Consider the following 25,179-nt stretch of genomic DNA (forward strand, 5'->3'; position numbering starts at 1 on the left):
GGGCAATGACATGAATTGTCCGGAGGGAATTGTTTGTTTTTTAATCACTTCTTTAAGTATAAAACAGAAATGAAATATAGTTTGATAGCCATCCTTCTGTTCTCTTTCATCCCCTTGCAGGCGCAGGTAAAGGGAATGGTAAAGGATAATTTGGGCGACCCGATTGCGGGTGCCAACCTCTTCTGGCAGGGAACCACTCAAGGAACCACCACTTCGGCAGACGGTACCTTCTCCTTGTCCAAACCCAATGACAAGCATATGCTTGTAGTCAGCTTTATCGGTTTTGAGAATGATACGATACACGTCAGTAACCGCAATGAGACGCTCGACATTGTCTTGCGCGAAGGGGTGGAACTGAGCGAGGTGAATGTGGTCAGCCGTAAGTTGGGCACCATGAAGTTGCGCAACAGTGTGATGAACGAAGATATGATAAGCAGCGCCGAGCTGAGCCGTGCCGCCTGCTGTAACCTGGGAGAAAGTTTTGTGACCAATCCTTCGGTGGACGTCACTTACTCTGACGCCGCCACCGGTGCCAAGCAAATCAAGCTTCTGGGCTTGTCCGGTACGTATGTGCAGATGATGACGGAGAATGTCCCCAACTACCGCGGCTCTGCTGCCCCCTACGGCTTGGGCTATGTCCCTGGGCCGTGGATGCAGAGCATTCAGGTGAGCAAGGGCAGTTCGTCCGTGAAGAACGGCTATGAGGCCATCACGGGACAAATCAATGTGGAATTCAAGAAACCCCAGTTGCCCGAAGCGGACTGGTTTTCGGCCAACCTTTTTGCCAGCAGCACCAACCGTTATGAAGCCAATGCCGATGCCACGGTGAAACTCTCCAAACGCTGGAGCACCTCTTTGCTGGCACATTACGAGAATGAGACCAAAGCTCACGACAGCAACGACGACGGCTTTGCCGACATCCCCCGCGTGGAGCAGTACAACCTCTGGAACCGCTGGGCATACATGGGCGACCGCTACGTTTTCCAAGCAGGCATCAAAGTGCTTACGGAAGACCGCAACAGCGGACAAGTCGGTCATGGCAAAATGCCTCTGACAGACCCTTATAAGATAAGTATAGGCACCGACCGCTACGAAGCTTTCACCAAGAACGCCTATATATTCAACAAGGAGAAGAACACTAACCTGGCATTGATCCTCTCCGGCTCCCTGCATAAGCAGGATGCCTTGTACGGACGGAAAATCTACGACGTAGACCAGCACAATGCTTATGCCTCCTTGTTGTTCGAGACGGAACTGACCAAGCGTCAAAGCCTTTCTGCCGGACTGAGCTTCAACTATGACTCCTATGACCAGCACTACCGCCTGGACAATGACGCCGCACAGCCTTTGACGAAGAAATTCACCAAAGAAGCCGTCCCCGGCGCCTACGTGCAGTACACCTACAACTGGGACGATAAACTGGTGCTGATGGGTGGCATCCGCGGCGACCATAGCAGCGAGTACGGCTATTTCGTCACCCCGCGTTTCCATGTGAAGTACAATCCCAACGAGTATGTACATTTCCGTCTTTCGGCAGGAAAAGGATACCGCACGAACCATGTGCTGGCCGAGAATAACTACCTGCTGGCAAGTAGCCGCCGGATAGACATCGCCAAACGTCTTGACCAGGATGAGGCCTGGAACTATGGCGCAAGCACTTCCGCCTATATTCCCTTGTTCGGCAAAACCTTGAACCTGAATGCGGAATACTATTACACGGATTTCAGCAAGCAGGTGGTGGTAGACATGGATACGGACCCACATGCCGTTCTGTTTTACAACCTTCACGGCCGTTCCTATTCGCAGGTAGTGCAGGTGGAGGCAAGCTATCCGTTCTTCCCGGGTTTCACCTTTACCGCGGCTTACCGTTGGACGGATGCCAAAACGAATTACAACGGAGAGCTGATGGAGAAACCCCTTACCAGCAAGTATAAAGGTTTGCTGACGGCTTCTTATCAGACACCTTTGGGATTGTGGCAGTTTGATGTGACTTTGCAACTGAACGGTGGCGGGCGCATGCCGGCTCCATACGAACTGACAGACGGCAACTGGTCGTGGGAAAGGCGCTATGGCGGCTTCGAGCAGTTGAGTGCCCAGGTGACGCGTTATTTCCGTCGCTGGTCTATATACGTCGGTGGCGAGAACCTGACAAACTTCAAGCAGAAAAAACCCATCATTGATGCTTCCAATCCCTGGGGAAGCAACTTTGACGCTACGATGGTGTGGGGACCGATGCATGGGGCAAAAGCCTATGTAGGTGTCCGTTTTAACTTGCCGAGAATATAATATTATTTATTAAATCAATAGCGAAACAATGAAAACAAGAAGATTTTTAATGACTTTGGCAGTTGTACTCTTCTGGGCATCTGCCGCAATGGCAAAAGACATCCGTACAGCCGTGTTCAAGGTGGCACAGATGAAGTGTGAGAACTGTGTAAGGAAGATAAACAATAACATCCGTTTTGAGAAGGGACTGAAGGACTTCCACACAGACTTGAAGACAAAGACGGTAACCATCACGTATGATGCCGACAAGACCAATGTGGAAAAGTTGAAAAAAGGTTTCCAAAAGTTCCATTATGAAGCGGAGTTTGTCAAGGAAACCAAGCAGGACGATAAGAAGTAATTGAACAAACTGCTCATTCCGGTTGTTGCTTTATTAAAGCGGAACAACAATCATCTAAAAAATAAATCGAATGAGCAATATAATTACTAAGGCGCATCCCGTGCTGGATATGCACAGCACGGAATTGCGTGTCGTCGGCGCATGGCTTTTTGCCATCGTGCTGATACTGTTTTCTACAGTCTTTGTGCATATACCCTATACCCGTGAAATACAGATGGTACTGGCAATTCCGGTACTGCTGTTTTTCGGCTTTCCTTTTTATGCCGGTGCCTGGAAGGGAACCTGGTCGGGCCGCAACAATATAGACCGTCTGGTGGCACTTACCACCTCTGTGGCTTTTCTGTTCAGTGTGTTCAATACTTTCTTTCCGGATTATTGGCTGGGCATCGGGCTGGAACCGCATGTCTATTATGGGGTTGCCGCCGTCATCATCGCCTTTTCCCTGACTGGTGAGTTTATGGAGGAACGTGCCCGAAGAACTGTGTCGGCGGCTATCCGCCGGTTGGGAGGCTGGCAGCATAACGCAGCCCGCGTACTGCCGGAGAAGCAACGCATTGACGACCGCGTCGCCGGTTTTTTTGTCCCGGTCATTCTCATCGTTTCCTTGCTGACCTTTTTTATATGGGTGTTCTTCGGAGGCATAGGTGTAGTGTCACACGGTCTATTTGCCGCTTTGTCCGTGTTGGTGGTGGCTTGTCCGTGTGTGATAGGGCTGGCCACTCCCGTAGCTTTGGCGGCTGGCCTCAATAAAGCCGCCCGCAATCATATCCTGATCAGGGATACTTCCGCTTTAGAGCAGATGCGCAATGTGGATGTGGTGGTATTCGATAAGACCGGGACCCTGACAGAAGGGCATCCTACGGTAATAGGCTGGCTGTGGGCGCAAGGGCAGGAGGATCATTATAAAGATGTACTGCTTGCTGCCGAGTCTACTTCGGACCATCCTCTGGCGGAAGCTATCGTTACGGCCCTGGAAGGGGAAGAGCAGGTTATCCCTGCCCATCTGGACGGTTTCGAAAGCATTGCCGGAAAAGGTGTCAGAGTGGCCTATCAAGGTGCGGAATATTGGGTAGGAAGCCATAAACTGCTGAAAGATTATCAGGCCAATTTGTCGGATATTCTGGCCGATATGCTGACGCAATATGAATCGGACGGAAACAGCATAGTCTACTTTGGGCGTGAGAACGATTTACTTGCCGTTATTGCCATCAAGGACCAGTTGCGGGTGACTTCTATGGAAGCTATCCGGGAACTGCGTACCCAGGACATCGAGATATGCATGCTTACGGGAGACGGTGAGCGTACAGCTTCTTCCGTGGCCGGCAGTTTGGGTATCATGCGTTTTGTGGCCGATGCCATGCCCGATGACAAAGAGGATTTCATCCATAAGCTGCAGCTTCAGGGTAAAACGGTCGCCATGGTAGGTGATGGCGTGAACGATGCGCAAGCCTTGAGCTGTGCTGATGTAAGCATTGCCATGGGAAAGGGGACTGATACGTTGATGGACACCGCCATGATTACTCTCAGGACTTCAGACCTGCTGCTGTTGCCCAAAGTTTTCCGGTTGTCTCACCAGACTGTGGGCCTCATGTACCGGAATCTGTTTTGGGCTTTCATCTATAATACAGTGGGTATCTTTGTCGCAGCCGGAGTACTCTATCCCGTCTATGACATCCTGCTGAGTCCTGCGCTGGCAGGTGCTGCCATGGCTCTTTCCTGTGTATCCGTGGCTTTGAGCAGCCTTCGTCTGAGTTCCAGGTTCTGATGTTCTCAGCTGTTCCTATACTCCAGCGGACTCATGCCCATGTGCCTCTTGAAGTATTTTCCAAAGAAGGAAGCACTGGGGAAATTCAGGGAATAGGCAATCTCCTGAATGGTCATATTGGTTGATTTCAGTTTGGCTTTCACGTCTACGATGACGACGTGGGCGATGATGTCCAATACATTTCTGCCGGTCACCTGTCTCACGGTGGTGCTGAGGTGTTGCAGGGAGATGCCCAGTTTATCGGCATAGAATTGCGCGCGGCGTTCGCGGGTATAGTTTTCAATGACGAGCTGCACCAGTTCGTGGCATATTTCCTCTTTCCGGCTCTTGTTCCCTTTTTGCATTTGCGGACGGTGGCAATACATCTTGTCCACCCCACTGAGGAGCATGCTTAGAGCGCTCTGTGCCATTTTGGTGTCAGGAGGGTAGGGGCCGGTCGTGATGCGTGCCCATAAGGCAAAATAGTCCTTGAAATAGGAGGCGACGGTAGGGTTGACAGCCAGTACCGGATACTCCAGTATGTTGGAGAAAGAGCTCAATGTAGACTGGATGAGGTTGACCCCATTGAGGCAATGGGAAGAAAACCCCACGAATCCCAGGCACATTTTTTCCTTTTGTTCGTAAAACTGTATGATAGTTCCGGGAAGCAGGGTAATAAAATCCCCTTGCTTGATTTCCGTATCCATCAGGTTGATGGATACCGTGATGGAACCTTCTATGCATAGTGCAAAGATGCATGCTTTCAGACGGCAAGACTGTTTGTATATGTTTAGAATGTCTTCCGTTACTTCAGTCCATGCAATCATGTCTACTGGCAGGTCGACTTGAGGAAATTCCATACGCTTTGTCGTTTAGAGTTCGCACAAAGGTAATTCTTTTCCGGGAAAAAGTAACGGAAGACATTCTGTTTTTAAAATGAAATGTTCTTTTTAGAATTCAAAAAAGTGCTATATTTGCTTGCATGAAACTGGAAATATCAGATTGGGACATGATTCCTTATGCCGGGGCATGGAGCCGGCAGACGGAATGGTTTGACGCACTTGTACATGCCAAGCAGGCAGGAGAGTGCTATGTCAATCATATTGTGCTCTGCGAGCATCCCCATGTCTATACATTGGGGCGTAGCGGGAAAGAAGGGAATATGCTGCTGGGAGAAGAACAACTGCGCAGGATAGGGGCTACGCTCTATCATATTGACCGTGGCGGAGACATTACGTATCATGGTCCGGGACAGTTGGTCTGTTATCCTATTCTGAACCTTGAGGACTTTTCTTTGGGGTTGAAGGAGTATGTGCATCTGCTGGAAGAGGCGGTAATCCGTGTTTGTGCTTCGTTTGGCATCGCCGCCGGACGCTTGGAGAAGGCAACGGGCGTATGGTTGGAGGGCGATACTCCCTGTGCCCGTAAGATTTGTGCCATCGGCGTGCGCAGCAGCCATTTTGTTACCATGCATGGGCTGGCACTGAATGTGAATACTGATTTACGTTATTTCAGCTATATCAATCCCTGCGGATTCATCGACAAGGGGGTCACTTCTTTGCAGAAAGAGCTGGGACATGAAGTGCCGATGGAGGAGGTGAAGGAGCGTCTTTGCAAGGAGCTGGTAAATCTTTTGTCATGAACTATCTGGCACATATATTTCTTTCCGGTTCGAACAGAAAAGTACAGTTGGGCAATTTTGTAGGCGATGCCGTAAAGGGAAGCTCCTATAAGAATTATCCGCCGGATATAGCCAAGGGTATTCAGCTTCACCGCGCTATTGACGACTATACCGACCGTCATCCGGCAGTCTGCGAGGTGGTGCATAGGCTTCAACCAGAATTCGGACGGTATTCGGGGGTATTGCTGGATATTTATTTCGATTATTTGCTGGCTTCCCGTTTCGAGTCGTTCTCCGGAGTTTCCTTGAGGAGGTATACCCGGACTTTCTATCTTTCCCTCCTCATCAATTACCGCTATCTTCCGCTACGGTTCAAACGTTTTATCTGGCATTTTATCCTGACCGACCGTTTGCGGAAATACGCCACTCTGAACGGAATAAGAGAGTCTTTGAACATCATGGTGGAATATCATCATATTGATATATCCGTAGACAAGGCTATTCGTTACCTTGAAGAGCACGATGAGGAACTGTTTGCTGTGTTCCAGCCATTTTTTATTGAATTGCAGAGGTTTTGTGCTGAATACCGGCATGATTATAAGGTATAGTTTTAAGGACGAAGAAGAAATTCATATCGTGTCGGCAAGGAATTAATTTCCTGCCGGCACGATATTTGTTTTTTGTATCACACGTTATTGATTTCCTGCATGACATGTTATTGATAGCTTGTGCCCTGTGGAATCAGCTTCCCGTACTCCGCTTCTCTCTTGCCAGTACCGAGATGATGTACCCTCCCTTGCTGTTCACCTTGCTCCAGTTCGTCCCATTGAATATTTTCCAGACGTAGTTTCCCAGCCTGCCGTAGTCCGATAACTTCAGAATCTTCCTGATTTCCTCCCGGTCGGTGATGTAGAGCTTTTCCAGATTCAGCATGAGGCATTCCAGGTTGTGCGTATTCCTGTTGTAGGCATATCCGGGAATGTCCAGATCAGGATTCCCCTGCGCTCCTCCGCTTTCCCCCGGGGGAGTAAGAGGGGGAAGTGCTTTACTTTCTTTTGCTTTGCTTTCTTCTACTTTGCTTTGTTTGGAATTGCATGCATTTTCGGGGAAAATGTCCGCATCCTGCGTACAATTTTCCCGTTTTTGCATACAAGTCTTGTCCTTGTCCGGTTTATCTTCCTCCGTCTCTACCTGCAGATAGGGTAGGGTGGTGAGGTCCCTTTTTCTTCGTTTGGTGGCTTCCAGCCATATTTTCTGTATCTCGGTAGAGGTCAGTACCCCTTGCTCCTTATAGGTTTTGGGGTCGAAAAAGGCTTTCTCCACCAGGATGTCCACGATTCCCTGCATCTCCTGCTCGTTGATGTCCTTTCCCGCCTTGTTTGTGAACAGTGTGCATTGCTCCGCGTTCCATTTCAGGTAATATCCGTTTTCCTTGTGTATCTTGCACAGCAGTTTCATTACCGCCGCTGTGCCTTTCAGTCCGAACCTGGCTTCCACCAGTTCCACTGCTATCTCTTCGAATAGATTTACTTTGAGGGGGAAGTATAGCATTCCCCCGTACATCATGGCCATTGTTTTTAGTGTTTAATGATTAGTGATTAATGGTTAATGATTAGCATATGGGGCTCCATTCGAGGAAGTTCTCCAGCTGGAAAGTTTTCCATGCCTGCAGTTCCACGTCCCAGAAGGCTATGGTGCTTGTTACTCTTGTGATGTCATAATCTCTTCTGAAGTCAGCCTTGTAGGGCAGTAAGGTGGCTTTCGCCAGCCTGAATGTCCCGTCCTGCTTGTGGTAGGCTATGAGTGCGTGTCCGTATTGCATATGGTCTATCAGGCTTTCTATTCGTCGGGCCATCCATGTGGTGCATGTTTCCGTGTAGTTCTTTTCCAGCATGATACGTATTTTCCATAGGTTTCTCAGTGCTTCGTGAAGTGAAGCGTTCTTTGTCGACTTTCTCATCTTGTTGTCTTTAAAATTAATAATTGTATTAGTTTGGCAGGAGGTACGCTTGTATATAAAAAAAGATGCCGCATTCATTGAGAAAGCGGCATCTGTAGGTGGTGTGGCTTCATCCTTACCAAAGTGGCGGCAAAGATAAGTGGTTTATTCCTTAAGTTGTTTATATTTAATTATTGTCAATAAGTTTCGTGGTTTCTGCCCTTTTTTGTTTTATTCCCTATATCTCTCCTGCTACCTTCATTTCCCGCCACACTTCACCGAACTCTTGTATTATAGTGTTTTCTGACAGTCTTTTATAGTCTGGCGTTCTGAAGTCGAAATGTGAGTATGCCCATTGTGCCAATGCCTTGTTGCTTGTCGGCTTTTCTTCTATAAAGTATCTTGATTTTTTCCATAGGATGATGTCTTTAATGACTTCTTTCCTATATTGTGGCAGTATTCCTATAACCTCCCCACTTGAGGGGCGTCCTACTCCTGCTTTCGGAGCTGATATGCCGTGCTTTACATCCGTTTTAAGGGTGTCTCTTTTTGTTTTTTTTCCTTACTTTGGAGTGTCTCTTTTGCCTTCATTTTCTAATGTTTTTGGGTTAATAATTAAAATTACTGTAGTTTGTAAAATAAATGCAAAGGTATATCAAGTTTTTTGTTTTTGTGGAGTAAGGATGGAGATAAAAAGCTGGGTTTTATCTTTATGATGGGTTAATGCGTTGATATATAAATGGAAATGACTTTGACTTGGAAGTGTTTTTTAAACGTTCGTTTAATGGACGTCAAATTTCAGGAAATGAAATAGGGAATGAGTTAATAAAAGGGGATGTAAAATTTGGAAAACCCATCGTATCTCAGTTTAATCTACAGTAATTCAGTATATTAAGTATCTTATTTAATATTTAAAATTTCCATTCCCTTTTATTAAACATTTTGAGGATATAAAAAACAGTCTTATCTTTGCGTCCATTAAACGAACGTTTAAAAAACGCTTTTTGTTTGTAATCCGTTCGTTTATAGTCTCTTACCAGAAGGTAATGACGAACTGCAAAAAAACTGTTGGCAAGAAGGGCACAATGCTTGCTGTATTTTACATAAGGTGCTCGCAAATGATTGGATACCAGGTATATACCGAGGGTTCAAAGCCCCAGAGGAACACTCTTTTGTGAACAAAACAACGAAAATGGAAACGGATAACGAGGTTGAAGTCTGGCATGCCATGCGTGCCACATACCGCAGAGAGCTTGATGCGGTGCATCTTCTCGAGAAGGAGAACCTCGGCTGTTTTGTCCCCATGCAATATAAGGTAAGTATCCGTAAGGGTAAGAAAGTCCGTACTTTGGTTCCCGTCATCCGTAATCTGGTTTTTGTCCATGCACGTCCTTCCGACGTACAGCGTGTTAAGTCTCAAATTACTTATTTGCAATATATAACCGATACCCGCAGTGGTCAGAAGATAATTATTCCCGACCATGAGATGCAGCGCTTCATCGCCGTTGCCGGAACCTATAACGACCATTTGCTTTATTTCCAGCCCGAAGAGTTGAATCTGTCGAAGGGAACTAGAGTCCGTATTACGGGTGGTGACTTTGCAGGTCAGGAGGGTATTTTTCTGAAAGTAAAGGGGGCACGTGACCGCCGTGTGGTTATAGAGATACAAGGTGTCATTGCTCTTGCCATGGCCACTATCCATCCGGATCTTATAGAAGTGATCGGCTGAATTATAATTCATAATTTACAACTCATAGTTCACAATTCATAATTCAAAAAATGTCCTCCTCCCTTTTCGAAGAAGCAATTAATCTCCAGCGTGCTGCGCACGAACTGATGTATTTAGGTATGGACGGTAGTCCTATCTATAGTGATGACCTTTCCCGCCGCAACGGTGAGGTTTACCGCTTGACTGCGGCTTTGTATGGTTCCAGTGCCCGAGGTACTACTACGGAAGAACAAGCAAACGTCTGTCTTGCTCTCCTGATGGGTTATAACGCATCGTTCATTGACCATGGCGAGAAGCAGGATCACCTCCAGAAGATATTAAACCGTTGCTGGAATCTCCTTGATACCCTTCCCGCCTCGCTGTTGAAACTCCGTCTGCTTACTGCCTGTTATGGAGAAGTGTTCGATGAGCCCCTGGCCGACGAAGCCCGGAAGATTATTTCTTCCTGGGACTCCGCATCGCTCACTGCCGAACAGCAGGAAGCTGTCGAGGAATTCCGGAATGTAGTTGACAATCCCTATCCGTGGGAATATCTTGAGGACTAAAACAGGTGAAAGTTTTCTCGAAAGGCAAAAAAAGAAATGGAGTGGAGAATGCAGGAGACACGGGAAAAGTTAAAGGCATATAGAACTAAACATACAAGTGATATATTCATGTAATGAGTGAAAAGGATTCCACACATTGTATTACGAAAAATAGTCTCCAGAGAAACGGATTATATGGCATTTCTGCCAATGAATATAGTAAAATAACTTATTATTTGATTAAAAATATAATTCAAAGTGGGTTATACCCCCTTTAGTAGATGCCCAATATCTATTGAATATCCGGGAAGCGTGGTACTAACTCTTTCATTACTACGCGAAGTAATAAATATAAATCACCTTTGGTTCCACCTTCCCGGATTAGTTTGATTTTTTCAGTGTGTGACATATAAGAATCTAACAAACATTAAACTATGCGTCGAATCTTATTTCTGATTTTATGTCTTTTCATTTTCTTCGGTTCTGCCTATGCCCAGCGCATGTCCGACGAGCAAGTGGTTGAATATGTGAAACAAGCACAGGCAGCCGGAAAATCTCAGAAGCAGATGACTGCCGAACTGTTGCGCCGTGGGGTGACCCGCGAACAGGTGCTCCGCATCAAGGATAAATATGAGAACTCGGGTGTTGCTGTCCCGGGTTCCGAAGCTTCCTCACAGATGCGCAAGCGTTCGATTGCTGTGGGAGAATCCTACGAGGCTGCCGAACTGGATGATCAGAAAGCGGTTGTTAATGAGAGACTTGAAAGCCAGTCCGCCCCTGAGGCTGCCGGCATACAGATTTTCGGTCATAATCTGTTCCAGAACCGTAATCTCTCCTTTGAACCTAGTGTGAATCTGGCTACTCCGGCAAATTATCGGCTGGGGCCCGGTGACGAGGTGATCATAGATATCTGGGGAGCTTCCGAGAATACCATCCGCCAGACCATTAGTCCCGAGGGAAGTATCCAGGTGAAAGACCTCGGTCCCGTTTATCTGAACGGCATGACTGTTAAAGAAGCCAACGCTTATCTGCAACGGGAACTGTCCAAGATCTATTCCGGTATCGGAGGGGGGGATCCCAATTCACAGATCCGTCTGACTTTAGGCGATATACGTACCATTCAGATTCATATTATGGGTGAGGTCACGGTGCCGGGTACTTATACACTTTCGGCCTTTTCCACGGTTTTTCATGCCTTGTACCGTGCCGGTGGTGTGAATAATATCGGTAGCTTGCGTGACATCCGTCTGGTTCGTAACGGAGAGACGATAGAGCATTTGGACGTCTATGAGTTCATCATGCAGGGCAAGATGAATGACGATGTCCGTCTGCAGGAGGGCGATGTGATTATCGTGAGTCCCTACCAGTCGTTGGTCGAGATAGTAGGCAAGGTGAAACGTCCCATGTATTATGAAATGAAGCCTGCCGAGACGGTTGCTTCCTTACTGAAGTATGCGGGTGGCTTTATGGGAGATGCCTATAAGAAGGCTGTACGCATCATCCGTAAAAGCGGACGTGAACATCAAGTATATAATGTGGATGAGATGGACTATTCCGTATTCCGTTTAGACGACGGTGACTTAATGACGGTTGACGCCGTACTCGACCGTTTTGAGAACAAGGTTGAGGTCAGTGGTGCCGTCTATCGTCCGGGGCTTTATCAGTTGGACGGTGAGGTGAACACGGTGAAGCAGCTGATAAAGAAGGCTGAGGGACTCCGGGGAGATGCTTTCCTTGCCCGTGTCCTTCTGGACCGTGAGCGTGAAGATCTTACGCACGAAATGGTTGCCGTTGATCTGGAGGGTATTATGAACGGTACGGTTTCTGATATACCCCTTCAGAAGAACGACCATCTGTATGTTCCCGGTATCCATGACCTGAAGGAGAGCGAGACGGTCTCCATTTATGGTGAGGTGCTCAATCCCGGTACTTTCCTGTACTCCGACAACTTAACGATAGAGGATATGATTGTCCAGGCGGGAGGTCTTACCGAGGCTGCCGCCACTACCTGTGTGAGCGTGACGCGCCGCATCAAGGATCCCAAGAGTACTGCCTATAGCAGCAAGCTTGCGGAGACATTCACCTTTGACATCAAGGACGGTCTTCTGACGGGTGCCGGTAGTTTCTGCCTGCAACCTTTCGATGTAGTCCAGGTTCGTCGCAGTCCTGCCTACCAAGTTCAGCGCATGGTGACGCTTGCGGGTGAGGTGCTTTTCAGCGGCAGCTATTCGTTGTTGAAGAAGAATGAACGTCTGAGTGATGTGATAGGTCGTGCAGGCGGAATTACTCCGGCGGCATATATAAAGGGGGGACGTTTGATTCGCAAGCGTAATGATGAGGAACGTCGGCGTGAGACGGATGTGCTTCGCATGGCACAGAGCGGTGAAGGTTCCGATAGCATTGCAGTGAACAAGCTTGCTATCTCCGACACTTACACGGTAGGCGTTGACATGAAAAAGGCTCTGTCACATCCGGGTAGTGATTATGACATTATCCTGCGTGAGGGAGATATCGTTTATATTCCTGAATACGTCAATACGGTGAAGATTAGCGGTTCTGTGATGTATCCTAATACAGTAACTTGGGAGAAAGGTGCCAAACTGAAACATTATATCAATATGGCAGGTGGCTATGGCGAGAATGCGAAAAAGAAGAAGGCATACATTATTTATCTGAACGGTACGGTAGCCCGTGCTAAGAAGAGTGACAGTGATTTAATCCAGCCGGGTTGTGAGATTGTGGTTCCCACGAAGTCTGAGAGGAAGCGTCTCCAACTTTCCGAGATTATGGGTATAAGCTCCATGACTGCGACGATTGCGGCGATGGTGGCTACTTTGGCTAATACTTTTAAATAAGAAACAAGTGGAAGATATAAAAAGAAAGAATGCTGATATGAATGACGGACAGCAGAATAAACATTCACAGGAAGAGGAGATTGATTTGCTTGAGCTTGCCTTGAAGGTCTGGGCAGAGCGCAGGTGGATATTGAAGTGTTGCAGCTATGCAGTGATTGTGGGACTGGTGATTGCTTTCAGTATTCCGAAAGAATATACAGCTACAGCTACGATTGCTCCGGAGTTGTCGGATGGAAAAAGTGGGGGAGGATTGTCTTCTCTTGCTGCCATGGCAGGATTTAATATAAATACTTCTTCTGGTGCTGATGCTATCTATCCTGATTTGTATCCCGATATTGTGAGTTCGACTCCCTTTATTACTGGTCTTTTCAATATTCCAGTGAAAGACCTGGAGGGGATAATAGATACTACACTTTATTGTTATTTGGACAAGTATCAACGTTCTCCTTGGTGGAGTGTGATAATTTCTGCTCCTTTCAAGGCTCTTGGATGGGTGGCTTCTTTGTTTAAGGATGAAAAGGATGAGGATAGAATTACAAAGCTTGACCCTTTTCACTTGACAGTAAAAGAATCATCCATTGCAAAACTTTTGAGTAATAGTATCAGTGTTTCTGTTGACAAGAAGACGGGGCTTGCCACTTTGTCTGTTACGATGCAGGATGCTCGTATTGCTGCCTGTTTGACAGATAGTGTAATGTATCGTTTGCAGAGCTATGTTACGGATTACCGTACAAATAAAGCTCGTCAGGATTTTGAGTTCCAAAAGAAACTTTTTGAACGTAAAAAGAAAGAATATGAGACGGCACAGGAGAATTATGCAAAGTTCTCTGATACTAACAAAAATATTATTCTTCAGAGTTACCGTGCTGAACAAGTACGATTGGAGAATGAAATGAATCTTGCCTATCAAGTATATACAAGTGTTGCACAGCAGTTGCAAGTGGCTGAGGCGAAGGTACAGGAAATTACTCCTATTTATACGGTGCTCGAGCCGGCGACAATACCTATTGCTCCCTCTCGGCCTAGTAAAATATTAATATTAATAAGTGCTTTGTTTGTGACAATGATGGGATGTATGAGTTGGATATTTTTAGGGAGGGATATAATAATAGCTTTAAAAAGTAAGGATTTGTTTTGAGTGTAAATATGTCATCTGCATTGAAGGATAATCGGCGTATTGCCAAGAACACATTGATGCTATATATTCGAATGCTGCTAATTATGGTAGTATCTCTTTATACAAGTCGCATTATATTGGGGGTATTAGGAGTTGAAGATTTTGGTATATATAATGTCGTAGGGGGAGTGGTAGCTATGGTCTCATTTTTAAATAGTACATTATCTTCTACATGTCAACGCTATTTCTCTTATGAAATAGGTCGTGGAAATCAGGAGGGAATATCAATTTTATTTCGCTTGAATTTAACAGTTTATTTGTATTTCATTTTAGTAGTTATATTTTTTGCAGAAACTATTGGGCTTTGGTTTGTCAATAACTGTTTAGTTATTCCACAGGATAGGATTGTTGCAATGAATTGGACTTATCAATTTTCTATTTTAACATTCATCGTTTCTAGTTTCTCCATTCCTTATAATGCTTTGATTATTTCTCATGAACAGATGTCTGTTTATGCTTATATATCTATAATAGAAGTTTTGTTAAGGCTTGGTATCGTTTTCCTTTTAAGCCTTGGTGATGTAGATAGACTTATATTGTATGCAGTATTACTGTTTTTGTCAACAAGCTGTATAACTTTGTTTTATTATGTTTATTGTAAATGTAAGTATCCAGAAAGTCATTATTCTTATTTATGGAAAAGTGATAAAATACGCGAAGTAGCGAGTTATTCAGGATGGCATTTAATAGGTGCTGTTTCCGTTATTGTACGAAATCAAGGTGTAAATGTTTTGTTAAACTCCTTTTTCAATCCCGTAGTAAATGGTGCTCGTGCTATTGCTTTCCAAGTGAGTGTGGCGGTTGATAGCTTAACTAATAGTTTTTTTGTAGCAGTAAAGCCTCAGATTTATAAGTTATATGGTGCAAATGAGTTAAATCAGATGTATATTTTATTATCACGTAGTTCTAAGATTTGTTTTCTTCTTGTTGCTATATTGGCTTACCCTATATTAATGAATATGGAGTTTGTTTTAAATTTATGGTTAAATCAGATACCTGATTATACAGTACTTTTTACACAATTAGTTCTTATAAATGCACTTATTGATTCTGTAAATGGACCTGCCATTGCTGCTGCATTAGCTACAGGACGTATAAAAAAATTTGAAATAATTACAGGTGGATTAATGATCTTAAACTTACCAATGTCATATATTTTATTATTTTGGGGATGTGCTCCAGAAGTGACAATGATTGTGTCAATAGTACTTTCGTTAGTGACGATTATTATTCGTAGTTTTATTTTGGAAAAGTTAATGGGATATAAAGTGGTTGATTATATGGCTAATGTTTTTTTCCCTTTGCTTATGATTGGTTTACTTTCTTTTATTTTTGTCTATTTCATTGGGAAATGTATCCCTAATGCTGTCATTCATTTTTTTGTAACTTCTATTGTTGCAGTATTATTATTATCAATATTTACTTTTTTTATCGCATTAACATCTTCGGAACGCTCTACTACAAAAAAATATATTTTGAGGGGCGTGGATAAATTATTTCATTAAATAACAACTAATTATGCGTATAGGAATATTGACTTTTCATAATGCAAATAATTATGGTGCTGTATTACAGGCTTATTGTTTGCAAGAAACGTTACGTCGCATTGGATTTGATGTGGAAATTGTAGATTATAGGAATCCCCTTATAGAAAGTAGAATGCATCCGTTTTCTTTTTCTGAGTTTTTATATCATCCATTTCTTTTTGTATTCCGAGTATTACGTTTTTTCCCATCTTATAAACATCGTGCCACTAATTTTAATAAATTTAGAACAGAATTTCTTGTTTTGTCAAAGCGATATACAGCAATCAATTTAAGGACAGCTCCTTATAATTATTTTATTATTGGCAGTGATCAGGTATGGAACCCAATTCTTACCGATGGTCCTGATTTGGTCTATTGGGGGCAATATTGTTCAAAACAATCTGAGATAATAGGATATGCTATTAGTAGTGGTGTAAAAGAGCTTTTTGATAGTCATTGTTTTTTGGATGTTTCAAAATGGCTTTCTTGTTTTAATAGGATTGGGGTACGTGAAAAGCGACTTGAGGAATTTGTCAATAAACATGGATATGAGGCAACTGTGGTACTTGATCCGACATTAATGGCTAATCCTTGTATCTTAGAGAGCATAACTCCTAAACGTATAGTTGAGTATCCTTATGTTTTAGTTTATGCTGTTGGGAAAAATTCTAATTTAATGCAAATTGCAAAGAAAAAAGCTGCAATCTTGAATGCCGAAATTGTAGTTGTTGCTCCATGTAATCGGAGTACTCGTAATACTTATGAGAAAGCTAAAATAATAGATGCATCTGTTCCAGAATTATTAAGTTTGATAAAATATGCGGAGTGTGTAGTTTGTGTTTCTTTTCATGGAACAGCCCTTTCTCTTGTTTTTAGAAAAACTTTTATTTCTGTTAATGGAGGAAATATTGAACGTGTATCAGAAGTGCTGACTCAGCTAGGACTAACAGATCGTATTGTATCTGACGATAATTTGCCAGAAAATGATATAGATTATGATAAAGTGACTAGTCAATTAAATATATTACGTAAAAAATCTTTGAGTTTTCTTTTAGATTCATTAAAAAACGATAGAGAATGAGGATGACTTTTTCAAAGAAGATTATATTTTTAGCATTATATTATTCTTTCTTATATTATCTTCCAGCTTCTACTACACCTATTATAGGTAAATATTGTAGGCGATTACGTTACAATTGTTGCAAACATATTTTCAGGAAATGTGGAAAAAATGTCAATATAGAACGTAAGGCTTGGTTTGGATCTGGAGTTAATATTATTATAGGTGATAATAGTGGATTAGGAATAAATTCCTCTATACCTAATGACACAATCATAGGTGAAAATGTAATGATGGGACCAAATTGTTATATTCTTCAAGCTGACCATGCTTTTGATGCTACAAATATTCCTATGATTTTGCAAGGACATTCAGAGCATAAACAGACCATAATAGAAGATGATGTTTGGATTGGAAGAAATGTTTCTTTTACAAATGGACGTCATGTTTATAAAGGTACTATTATAGCGTTAGGTTGTGTCCTGACCAAGGATTTTCCTGAGTATTCTATAGTTGGTGGAGTCCCTTCGAAGCTTATAAAAAAGAGGAAAACTAATGTATGAGATGTTAGGAATTTCGTTTAGCTTATGCTCATTTAGAAAATGCTGAATTTTTTCCGTGTAAAGTATAATAAAAATAGTGTTGTATCTTTAATCGTTGCAGTCATTATTTTATGCTTAAATCCTATATGGCCATTGTGGGGAGGTAAAGGAACAGCAATATCTTATTGTTTGCTAATAGTCCTATTTGGAATTAAAGTATCTTCTATAGTAAATGCTTCAATGTTGCTGAAATATTGGAGTGCTTTTATTTTTTTGTGTATATGTTTTCTGATACATCCTTTATTTGTAGGCTTTCATGCGAGCAATGTTCTCATTATCATGAGCTTTCTTTTAGCATTAGGACTCGATGAATCTGAAAAAGTACAAGCATTGGATATATTTACCAAAATTTTAGCTTGTATAATAAGTATATCATTGCCTGCATGGTTGATCCATGTTTTTGTATTTGAGTTTCCTTCTTTCGGAGAAATTGATAATTCTGAATTTAAAGGAAGTGTTTATCCCATGAATAACTATTTGTTATTTGTCACAATGGCTACTGCAAATACATTTCGTTTTTATTCAATGTTTGATGAACCAGGAGTGTTAGGAACTCTTTCTGCATTTGTTTTATTTGCTAATAAGTACGATTTTAAGCGAAAAAGCAATTTGATAATATTGATAGGTGCATTTTTTTCATTTTCATTAGCCTTTTATATTTTAACTTTCATGGGGTATTTATTTCAATCTTTGAAGAGTGTAAGAAAAATTCTACTATCAATATTTTTTCTTTTATTGCTTGCTTTCATTGCTTATTCAACCTTAAAAGATAATTTGGCTTTTCAGTATTCTGTAGTGGAACGGATATCTGGAGGAGGGGTGGATAACTTAGATAATCGTACAGGATATCAGGCTTCTCGTTTTTATAAGTCCTTTGTTTATACACCAGAAGCTTTATTGGGCATTGGTTATAATAAAATGATGGATAAGCAGCTGAAAGAGGGGCAATCATATAAATTATTTATAATAGAATATGGGTTTCTTTCAATAGTTTGTTTGCTTTTTGCTTATTATATATTAGCTGGAAAAAAAAATCCAGATATTTTATTTTTTTATTTACTTTTTATTTTATCATTTCTTCAACGTCCTTTTGCTTTTACTGTATGGCAATTTTTGATATTTTCTTGTGCTACAGCCTCTCTACGAAAAACAAAATAATATAATGGTAAATCTTTTTAATCGACTTTATTCTATCTCATTTAATGATAGTTACCTTTTGGATAAATTAAAGATAAATTCGTTGCTGCGATATGCAGTACGTGTTTTGGCTAATAGAATATTGCCTTATTGTTTATCTAATAGAAAACATTATGGTTTATTTATTGGAGAACGTACGGAAAAAATTGTTGTTAGTTTAACATCCTTTCCTAATCGCATTTCAAAACTATGGATGGTGATAGAAACAATTCTGAGTCAGAGTATAAAACCGGACAAGGTTATCTTATATTTATCAAAAGTACAATTTCCCAGACTAGAAGAAGATTTACCAGATTCCCTTCTGAATATGAAAGCGAGAGGATTGGATATTAGATTCGTGGAGGGAGATATTAGATCGCACAAAAAATATTATTATGTGATGCAAGCTTATCCTGACGATCTTATAATAACGGTTGATGATGATATATTTTATCCTACGACTATGATCCAGACTTTGGTGCAGTATCATGAACTTTATCCTAAAAGTGTTATATGTCGTTATGCCAAAAGTATTGTATGGGATAGTAATATGACCATAAAATCTAGTTTAAAATGGTCGCGTATTTATAAAACAAAGTTTGGCGGACAAGATATCTTTCTAGGAACAGGAGGAGGAACTTTATTTCCAATGCCTGGTACTAGTCTTTATCGGGATACATTAAATATAGCACTTGCCTGTGATTTATGTCCATTGGAGGATGATTTATGGTTAAATACAATGATACGTTTGCAAAATACGGAGATTGTTGTAGTAAAAAATTACAAAGGTATATTGCCTGTATTAAATACAAGAGATGTGATGTTGTATTCTAGTAACGGAGGAGAAAATAATTTAACGGATAGCCAACTGCGTAATACTATTTTATATTATGAGAGAAATGGACTTAATCCGTTCAAACAATTTAATTGATATGCGGGCAATTCAGATATCATACTTAAATGAAATGAGGGTGATTGTTCTTTTTCTTCTTTTTTTGCCTTTAAGTCTTTTTGCACAAAAAATTTCTCCTTTAGATTATGGATTGGCGCAGGCAAAAACGGGTATAGAGCGTTATCGAATTTTATTAACAACACATAAGCTTGCATTAGAGAAAGGATTGACAGTAGATTATACAGGAATAAAGGAGTTGGATATTGAGATTCCTATAGATGGATGTAGTATTCCTTTGGGATATAATACGGATTTTAAAGGATTGATTCTGAATGTAACGAATAAAAGGAAGAATATTTATCTATTTAAAATGAACCAGAACTTGATTCCTATTTCTATTTCAAAACAGGAATTTTGTTCTTTAAGTTATTTGCATCGGGAAGAGTTTAAATATGGTGATAAATTGTTGGTTATAGAGGATAAAACTCCTTGGGTAAAAAATCGTATAGGGTATGCTTATGGTGCTATGCGTAAAGATGTACTTTTGATATCGGATGCCAAGGTGGTGAATTCTCCTGTAGCTTCTTATAATACTTTGGCATCACAGCCCCAATTCAAATATTGTAGTGTAGATCAGAATGAAAAAATTATAGATGGTATTACAATAAATAGGATGGAATCTAGTACTTGTATGACTCGCTGTTTTCTTATTGAAAATCAGAATCGGGTTACTATTAGTAATGTAATTATAAATACTCCTGTGAATGCTCTCTATGGAGATGCTGCCATATCATTGCAAAATTGTACAAATTCCTTGCTTAAAGATATTGTTATTAATGGAACCTACTCTCAGTTAAAACGATATGGCTATGGAATAATGTTTAATAATCTTTGGAATACAACGATATTAAGGCTGAAAGGAGATGGTAAGTGGGGGATATTTGGAAATAATAATGTTAATGTAGCTCATTTGAAAGATTGTTGTATAAATAGATTTGATATCCATTGTTATGGACGTGATATAGATTTTGAGAATTGTACTATTTTTCGCCTTTATAATCAGTACTCTTCTATTTATGGTAAAATTTCTTACCGTAATTGTGTCTTTGATGCAGCTATTCCGTGTTTATTGACCTCGTCTTATAATGCTTATACTCCTTTCGATTTGTTTTTTGAAAATTGCATAATGAAAATGACCTCTTTAAATGATGGTATAATTTATATTATGGGGATACCCAAACAAGAAAATGAGAGATTTGAATTAGCAAAAAAATGCCTTCCTAATATAAAGATAGATAACTGTCAAATAGAGTTTAAAGAACCTTTAAAAGAATGCTATATATTTAAATCTGATACTCAAAGACTACCAATATCTTTTGGATATATATCGCAAATAGTTCTTAATAAAATTGATATATCTTCTGATGCAGTTGTATGTAAAATATCAAATATTGATTTATTTACCGATGATGTAATTGATTATAAAATGGAGAAATTATCTACGAAAGGTTCAAATAAAATATCTCCTATTGTTGTGCAGAGTGGAAAATAATATATAAAAGTCTTTAAACTGTAAAATAACATGAATTTTCTTTATTTAGCTGAAGACTATCCTTACTCTAAAGTGCACCACCAGTTGTGCAAGCATATTGTTGATTTAGGTAAAGGTATAAATGTAATAGTGTATGCGGTATTACGAAATAATATTCTTTCAAATGATTTACGCTCAACATATACAGGAATAAATTATCAGACGTTATTGTATAAATTAGATGAATCAGCCCAAAAATACAAGTATGACTTTTTCTTTAAAATAGAACGGAAGACTTCATGGCTAATTAGTCATATTGATATACAGAGTGTAAATATGGTTTATGCTGCTACTTTGTTTTCTGAAGGGGCAGTAGCATATCGGTTATATAAGAATTATAGTATTCCCTATGTAATAGCTGTAAGGGCGACTGATGTTAATTTTTATATGAAATATATGGTTCATGTCTGGCCATTAGCTTGGAATGTGTTAAGATGTGCGCATAAGGTGACATTTATAACAGAGGCTATTTCTCGGCATTTTTTTCAAAAGAAAATAATGCTTCCTGTAAAAAAAAATGTTCAAGGAAAGATGGAAATTATTCCTAATGGAATTGAATCTTATTGGATAGAGCATGCGAAAAGTAAACATGTTTCGTCGATTCCAAGAAGTTTACTTTTTATAGGGGTGTTTAATGATAATAAGAATATTCTTGCTACAATGAAAGTCGTTGAAAATCTTTCATCTCGTTATGAGGGTTTACATCTTACATTGGTTGGCGGAGGAGGTAATCAACATGAAAGGGTCTTGAAATATTGTAAGCTTCATCCGGAATTGTTTACGTTTAAGGGAAAAATATTAGATAAAAAAGATTTATGTAAAGTGTTTGCTGAATCTGATATTTTTGTGATGGTTTCGCATAGTGAGACTTTTGGCTTGGTTTATATCGAGGCACTTAGTCAAGGGCTACCTATTCTTTATACTCGAGGACAAGGTATTGATGGTACGTTAAAAGAAAAGATTGGTGAGGCGGCTGATTCTTATGATGAGAACTCTATAAAAAAAGCTATATGTCGGTTGATAGATGAATATGAACAATATGAACCGATAGGAAAATCACTTTATCGTTTCTCATGGGATAATATAGCACGTGATGTGATTAGATTAATTCATTAGGATAGATTCATTAAAATTATTATAAAACATTAGAATATAATTATGGACTCAATTAAAATTGCCGTAATCGGTCTCGGTTACGTAGGGCTTCCTTTGGCTCGACTTTTCTCAACAAAGTATAAAACGCTAGGCTTCGATATGAATCAATCGCGTGTAGATGCGTTGATGTCCGGTCATGACGCCACACTGGAAGTAGCGGATGATTTGCTCCAGGATGCCATCAGAAATAATGGTTTTGTATGTACTACGAAATTGGAAGATATAAAGGATTGTAATTTTTATGTAGTAGCAGTACCTACACCTGTTGATGCGGACAATCGTCCCGACTTGAAACCTTTGTGGGGGGCTAGTGAAACGGTAGGCAAGGTGATTTCTAAAGGGGATATTGTGGTGTATGAGTCCACGGTATATCCGGGAGTTACAGAGGAGGAGTGTTTGCCGGTGGTTGAAAAGGTATCAGGCCTGAAATTCAATGTAGATTTCTTTGCGGGGTATTCTCCCGAGCGCATCAATCCGGGCGATAAAGAACATACGGTGGAAAAAATAAAGAAGGTGACTTCCGGTTCCACCCCTGAGATTGCCAATATAGTAGATGATGTATATAATTCTGTGTTGGTAAATGGCACTCATAAAGCACCGACTATCAAAGTTGCAGAGGCTTCGAAGATTATTGAAAATTCGCAACGAGATGTGAATATTGCGTTTATGAACGAGTTGGCAAAGATCTTTAATGCGATGGGTATCGATACGAACGATGTGATAGAGGCCGCTGCTTCCAAATGGAACTTCATTAAGTTGAAGCCGGGATTGGTAGGCGGTCATTGTATTAGCGTGGATCCTTATTATTTGATTCAGAAGGCGCAAGTGTATGGGGTATTGCCACGTGTGATGTCATCGGCACGTCGCTTGAACGATGGTATGGGTGACTATGTGGCCAATCAAGTGATTAAGCTGATGAACAAGAAGGGGGTATTGGTGAAAGATGCCAGGATTCTGTTGTTAGGCATCACGTTCAAAGAAAACTGCCCTGACATCCGAAATACTAAAATTGTGGATATTTACAGCACGTTGCGTGAATATACTTCAAACATTACAGTTTATGATCCTTGGGCGGACAAAGCGCACGTAGAGCATGAATATGGTATCGGAATTTCCAAAGGAGATATGGAAAGTTTGGAAGGGAAGTTTGATGCCGTGATTTTCGGGGTTGCACACAATGAATTCAAGGATTTGGATGCTCGCGCTTTCTTGAAGGCGGAGAATGGAGTAGTGTATGATGTGAAGGGCATTCTACCCAAGAACCAAATAGACGGAAGATTGTAGGAAAAATATGCTTTCCGTAATTTGTCCTATATATAATGAAGTGAAATACATTGATGTATGCATTCAATCTGTTTTGCTTCAGGATTATCCGAAAGAGCAGCTCGAAGTGCTCTTTGTGGATGGCATGAGCCGGGATGGAACCCGTGAAAGGGTGTTGGAATATGCCCGTGAATATCCGTTTATCAAATTGATAGACAACCCCAAAAAGATTGTTCCGGTGGCGATGAACATTGGTATACGGGCATCCAAAGGAGATGTAGTGATGCGCCTGGATGCCCATGCCAGTTATCCGACGAACTATTTTGGGGTTTTGGTGAAGAAACTTTATGAACTGAATGCGGACAATGTGGGGGCTGCTTGCAGGACGGACGTATTGAACAAGACTCCTAAAACACTTGCCATACGCGAGGTACTGAGTAATAGGTTTGGTGTGGGGAATTCCACGTTTCGTTTGGGTGTGGACAAGGTAATGGATGTGGAAACCGTGCCTTTTGGGTGTTGGCGCAGGAAGGTGTTTGAGAAATATGGTTACTATGATGAACGCTTGATACGTAATCAGGACATTGAGCTAAACAAGCGTATTATACATGGTGGTGGTCGCATTTGTATTGTGCCCGAAACTTATTGTACCTATTTGGCTCGTGAGACGTTTAAAGGATTGGCAAGGAATAATTTTTCTAACGGAAAATGGAATGTCTTGACGGTGTATTATACAAGGCAATTGAAATCTTTGTCGGTAAGGCATTTTATTCCGTTGGTGTTTTTGCTGTCTTTACTTCTTCCGTTGTTTGCGGCATTGTTTTATCTTCCGTTCGCTTTTCTTTCATTTCTTTCATTATTATCCTATCTGTTGGTTCTTTTCTGTATCAGTATGTCTATAAATTTGCGTAGTAAAATCAGTATTTCTTACTTGCTTTTATCTTTTGTGGTGCTGCATCTTTCTTATGGGTATGGGTCGTTAGTAGGAATCTATAAATGCATCGGTTATGGGAAGTGAAAATAGACAGAATGGGAAGTTGTGTTTACAATTTAAATTATGCTCCTAAAATCCATTTTTGACCGTACCGCTTCGTTTTTCGGTCTAGTCTTCTTGTTTCCAGTTTTGATTGTAGTTGGTATTCTGATTCGCATCAAGATGCCCGGTGGTCCTATAATCTTTAAGCAGAGAAGGGTCGGACAACACGGGCAATTGTTTACCATGTACAAATTCCGATCTATGACTGTCGGCCATTCGGGAAGCTCCGTATCTGTGAAAGGAGAAAGCCGCATTACTCCTTTGGGAGCCAAATTGCGGAAATATAAACTGGATGAATTGCCGGAATTATGGAATGTATTGATAGGTGACATGAGTCTTGTCGGCCCCCGTCCCGATGTTCCCGGTTATGCTGACAAACTTGAAGGAGAGAATAGGCGGATGCTTCTTTTGAAACCGGGAATTACAGGTCCTGCAAGTTTAAAATACCGGAATGAGGAAGAGATATTGGCAGAACAGGAGAATCCTCAAAAATATAATGATGCGGTATTATTCCCGGATAAAGTACAGATAAATATAGAATATTTGGATAATTGGTCCTTCTGGAATGACATCAAAATCATTATCTACACAGTACTTGGAAAGGATCTGTAAACTTCTTTCTTTCTTTTTTATTCCCCACTATGTGAGGAATCCGAAGTCTGA

At 41.2% G+C, this 25,179-nt stretch carries 22 protein-coding genes; 19 read left to right on the top strand and 3 right to left on the bottom strand.

Going from position 1 to position 25,179, the window contains the following annotated elements; all coding sequences use genetic code 11:
- Positions 1-69 precede the first annotated feature (69 nt).
- From JXR92_RS10880 to JXR92_RS10890, 3 genes are all read left to right on the top strand, one after another.
- Positions 70-2,286, top strand: a complete 2,217-nt coding sequence (locus JXR92_RS10880) for a TonB-dependent receptor (RefSeq protein ID WP_138345517.1) — start codon at positions 70-72, stop codon at positions 2,284-2,286.
- A 28-nt stretch (positions 2,287-2,314) separates the two neighbouring features.
- Positions 2,315-2,626 carry a heavy-metal-associated domain-containing protein gene (locus JXR92_RS10885; protein WP_119992822.1) on the top strand — a complete coding sequence of 104 codons (312 nt, stop codon included), beginning with the start codon at positions 2,315-2,317 and terminating at the stop codon, positions 2,624-2,626.
- Positions 2,627-2,696: 70 nt separating this feature from the next.
- The gene (locus tag JXR92_RS10890; protein ID WP_138345515.1) at positions 2,697-4,391 is read left to right on the top strand and encodes a heavy metal translocating P-type ATPase; all 1,695 of its coding nucleotides are present in this window, start codon (positions 2,697-2,699) and stop codon (positions 4,389-4,391) included.
- 5 nt (positions 4,392-4,396) lie between these two features.
- On the opposite strand, the gene JXR92_RS10895 is transcribed toward JXR92_RS10890, so the two are convergent.
- On the bottom strand, positions 4,397-5,230 hold the full coding sequence (locus JXR92_RS10895) for a helix-turn-helix domain-containing protein (RefSeq protein WP_138345513.1): 834 nt from the start codon (positions 5,228-5,230) through the stop codon (positions 4,397-4,399).
- A 110-nt stretch (positions 5,231-5,340) separates the two neighbouring features.
- Here JXR92_RS10895 and lipB point away from each other — a divergent pair, with 110 nt between their 5' ends.
- Positions 5,341-6,012, top strand: coding sequence for a lipoyl(octanoyl) transferase LipB (gene lipB / locus JXR92_RS10900; RefSeq protein ID WP_226791319.1), 672 nt, complete (start codon positions 5,341-5,343; stop codon positions 6,010-6,012).
- Positions 6,009-6,599 (top strand): acyl carrier protein phosphodiesterase, encoded by a 591-nt coding sequence (locus JXR92_RS10905; RefSeq protein ID WP_138345509.1) that lies wholly within the window; start codon positions 6,009-6,011, stop codon positions 6,597-6,599. Before lipB ends, JXR92_RS10905 begins: the two co-directional genes overlap by 4 nt.
- A 133-nt stretch (positions 6,600-6,732) precedes the next feature.
- Here JXR92_RS10905 and JXR92_RS10910 read toward each other — a convergent pair whose 3' ends face one another.
- Positions 6,733-7,563, bottom strand: coding sequence for a DUF4373 domain-containing protein (locus tag JXR92_RS10910; RefSeq protein ID WP_138345505.1), 831 nt, complete (start codon positions 7,561-7,563; stop codon positions 6,733-6,735).
- Between the two features lie 40 nt (positions 7,564-7,603).
- Complete coding sequence (locus JXR92_RS10915; RefSeq protein ID WP_138345503.1) at positions 7,604-7,951, bottom strand: SH3 beta-barrel fold-containing protein; 348 nt, start codon at positions 7,949-7,951, stop codon at positions 7,604-7,606.
- 1,171 nt (positions 7,952-9,122) lie between these two features.
- Between JXR92_RS10915 and JXR92_RS10920 the strand changes: the two genes are divergently transcribed.
- The 14 genes from JXR92_RS10920 to JXR92_RS10985 all read left to right on the top strand — a co-directional run bounded on the left by JXR92_RS10920 (position 9,123) and on the right by JXR92_RS10985 (position 25,128).
- The gene (locus JXR92_RS10920; protein ID WP_120138579.1) at positions 9,123-9,659 is read left to right on the top strand and encodes a UpxY family transcription antiterminator; all 537 of its coding nucleotides are present in this window, start codon (positions 9,123-9,125) and stop codon (positions 9,657-9,659) included.
- A gap of 50 nt (positions 9,660-9,709) precedes the next feature.
- Complete coding sequence (locus tag JXR92_RS10925; RefSeq protein WP_120138577.1) at positions 9,710-10,204, top strand: UpxZ family transcription anti-terminator antagonist; 495 nt, start codon at positions 9,710-9,712, stop codon at positions 10,202-10,204.
- 413 nt (positions 10,205-10,617) lie between these two features.
- Positions 10,618-13,038 (top strand): SLBB domain-containing protein, encoded by a 2,421-nt coding sequence (locus tag JXR92_RS10930; RefSeq protein ID WP_119992803.1) that lies wholly within the window; start codon positions 10,618-10,620, stop codon positions 13,036-13,038.
- Positions 13,039-13,075: 37 nt separating this feature from the next.
- A complete protein-coding gene (locus JXR92_RS10935; protein ID WP_138345536.1) occupies positions 13,076-14,176 on the top strand; it encodes a Wzz/FepE/Etk N-terminal domain-containing protein in 1,101 nt (366 codons plus the stop codon).
- Between the two features lie 83 nt (positions 14,177-14,259).
- Complete coding sequence (locus JXR92_RS10940; RefSeq protein WP_131226089.1) at positions 14,260-15,720, top strand: lipopolysaccharide biosynthesis protein; 1,461 nt, start codon at positions 14,260-14,262, stop codon at positions 15,718-15,720.
- 13 nt (positions 15,721-15,733) lie between these two features.
- Positions 15,734-16,822, top strand: coding sequence for a polysaccharide pyruvyl transferase family protein (locus tag JXR92_RS10945; RefSeq protein ID WP_119992798.1), 1,089 nt, complete (start codon positions 15,734-15,736; stop codon positions 16,820-16,822).
- Entirely contained in the window at positions 16,819-17,364 is a 546-nt protein-coding gene (locus JXR92_RS10950; protein ID WP_119992796.1) for an acyltransferase, read from the top strand. The genes JXR92_RS10945 and JXR92_RS10950 overlap by 4 nt, the downstream gene beginning before the upstream one ends.
- 39 nt (positions 17,365-17,403) lie before the next feature.
- Positions 17,404-18,561, top strand: a complete 1,158-nt coding sequence (locus JXR92_RS10955) for a hypothetical protein (RefSeq protein ID WP_131226090.1) — start codon at positions 17,404-17,406, stop codon at positions 18,559-18,561.
- Positions 18,562-18,619: 58 nt separating this feature from the next.
- Positions 18,620-19,510, top strand: coding sequence for a hypothetical protein (locus JXR92_RS10960; protein WP_131226092.1), 891 nt, complete (start codon positions 18,620-18,622; stop codon positions 19,508-19,510).
- On the top strand, positions 19,470-21,023 hold the full coding sequence (locus JXR92_RS10965; protein ID WP_131226093.1) for a hypothetical protein: 1,554 nt from the start codon (positions 19,470-19,472) through the stop codon (positions 21,021-21,023). The genes JXR92_RS10960 and JXR92_RS10965 overlap by 41 nt, the downstream gene beginning before the upstream one ends.
- Before the next feature lie 30 nt (positions 21,024-21,053).
- Positions 21,054-22,178 carry a glycosyltransferase family 4 protein gene (locus JXR92_RS10970; RefSeq protein ID WP_119992788.1) on the top strand — a complete coding sequence of 375 codons (1,125 nt, stop codon included), beginning with the start codon at positions 21,054-21,056 and terminating at the stop codon, positions 22,176-22,178.
- 42 nt (positions 22,179-22,220) lie between these two features.
- Positions 22,221-23,501, top strand: coding sequence for a nucleotide sugar dehydrogenase (locus JXR92_RS10975; RefSeq protein WP_119992786.1), 1,281 nt, complete (start codon positions 22,221-22,223; stop codon positions 23,499-23,501).
- Positions 23,502-23,541: 40 nt separating this feature from the next.
- Positions 23,542-24,498: a glycosyltransferase family 2 protein gene (locus JXR92_RS10980; RefSeq protein ID WP_370293220.1), complete on the top strand. Its 957-nt coding sequence runs from the start codon at positions 23,542-23,544 to the stop codon at positions 24,496-24,498.
- Positions 24,499-24,537: 39 nt separating this feature from the next.
- The gene (locus JXR92_RS10985) at positions 24,538-25,128 is read left to right on the top strand and encodes a sugar transferase (RefSeq protein ID WP_119992782.1); all 591 of its coding nucleotides are present in this window, start codon (positions 24,538-24,540) and stop codon (positions 25,126-25,128) included.
- Positions 25,129-25,179: the final 51 nt, after the last annotated feature.

Source organism: Bacteroides parvus (genome assembly GCF_017309675.2).
GTDB classification, from domain to species: Bacteria; Bacteroidota; Bacteroidia; order Bacteroidales; family Bacteroidaceae; genus Bacteroides; species Bacteroides uniformis.

Bases quoted from the DNA above. Each gene is read 5' to 3' on its own strand.
- JXR92_RS10925 (WP_120138577.1), top strand. From the start codon at position 9,710: ATGTCCTCCTCCCTTTTCGAAGAAGCAATTAATCTCCAGCGTGCTGCG.
- JXR92_RS10955 (WP_131226090.1), top strand. From the start codon at position 17,404: ATGCTGAATTTTTTCCGTGTAAAGTATAATAAAAATAGTGTTGTATCT.
- JXR92_RS10910 (WP_138345505.1), bottom strand. From the start codon at position 7,563: ATGGCCATGATGTACGGGGGAATGCTATACTTCCCCCTCAAAGTAAAT.
- JXR92_RS10940 (WP_131226089.1), top strand. From the start codon at position 14,260: ATGGTAGTATCTCTTTATACAAGTCGCATTATATTGGGGGTATTAGGA.
- JXR92_RS10915 (WP_138345503.1), bottom strand. From the start codon at position 7,951: ATGAGAAAGTCGACAAAGAACGCTTCACTTCACGAAGCACTGAGAAAC.
- JXR92_RS10950 (WP_119992796.1), top strand. From the start codon at position 16,819: ATGAGGATGACTTTTTCAAAGAAGATTATATTTTTAGCATTATATTAT.
- JXR92_RS10945 (WP_119992798.1), top strand. From the start codon at position 15,734: ATGCGTATAGGAATATTGACTTTTCATAATGCAAATAATTATGGTGCT.
- JXR92_RS10985 (WP_119992782.1), top strand. From the start codon at position 24,538: ATGCTCCTAAAATCCATTTTTGACCGTACCGCTTCGTTTTTCGGTCTA.
- JXR92_RS10965 (WP_131226093.1), top strand. From the start codon at position 19,470: ATGAGAGAAATGGACTTAATCCGTTCAAACAATTTAATTGATATGCGG.
- JXR92_RS10970 (WP_119992788.1), top strand. From the start codon at position 21,054: ATGAATTTTCTTTATTTAGCTGAAGACTATCCTTACTCTAAAGTGCAC.
- JXR92_RS10885 (WP_119992822.1), top strand. From the start codon at position 2,315: ATGAAAACAAGAAGATTTTTAATGACTTTGGCAGTTGTACTCTTCTGG.
- JXR92_RS10880 (WP_138345517.1), top strand. From the start codon at position 70: ATGAAATATAGTTTGATAGCCATCCTTCTGTTCTCTTTCATCCCCTTG.
- JXR92_RS10905 (WP_138345509.1), top strand. From the start codon at position 6,009: ATGAACTATCTGGCACATATATTTCTTTCCGGTTCGAACAGAAAAGTA.
- JXR92_RS10930 (WP_119992803.1), top strand. From the start codon at position 10,618: ATGCGTCGAATCTTATTTCTGATTTTATGTCTTTTCATTTTCTTCGGT.
- JXR92_RS10920 (WP_120138579.1), top strand. From the start codon at position 9,123: ATGGAAACGGATAACGAGGTTGAAGTCTGGCATGCCATGCGTGCCACA.
- JXR92_RS10975 (WP_119992786.1), top strand. From the start codon at position 22,221: ATGGACTCAATTAAAATTGCCGTAATCGGTCTCGGTTACGTAGGGCTT.
- JXR92_RS10895 (WP_138345513.1), bottom strand. From the start codon at position 5,230: ATGGAATTTCCTCAAGTCGACCTGCCAGTAGACATGATTGCATGGACT.
- JXR92_RS10890 (WP_138345515.1), top strand. From the start codon at position 2,697: ATGAGCAATATAATTACTAAGGCGCATCCCGTGCTGGATATGCACAGC.
- JXR92_RS10935 (WP_138345536.1), top strand. From the start codon at position 13,076: ATGAATGACGGACAGCAGAATAAACATTCACAGGAAGAGGAGATTGAT.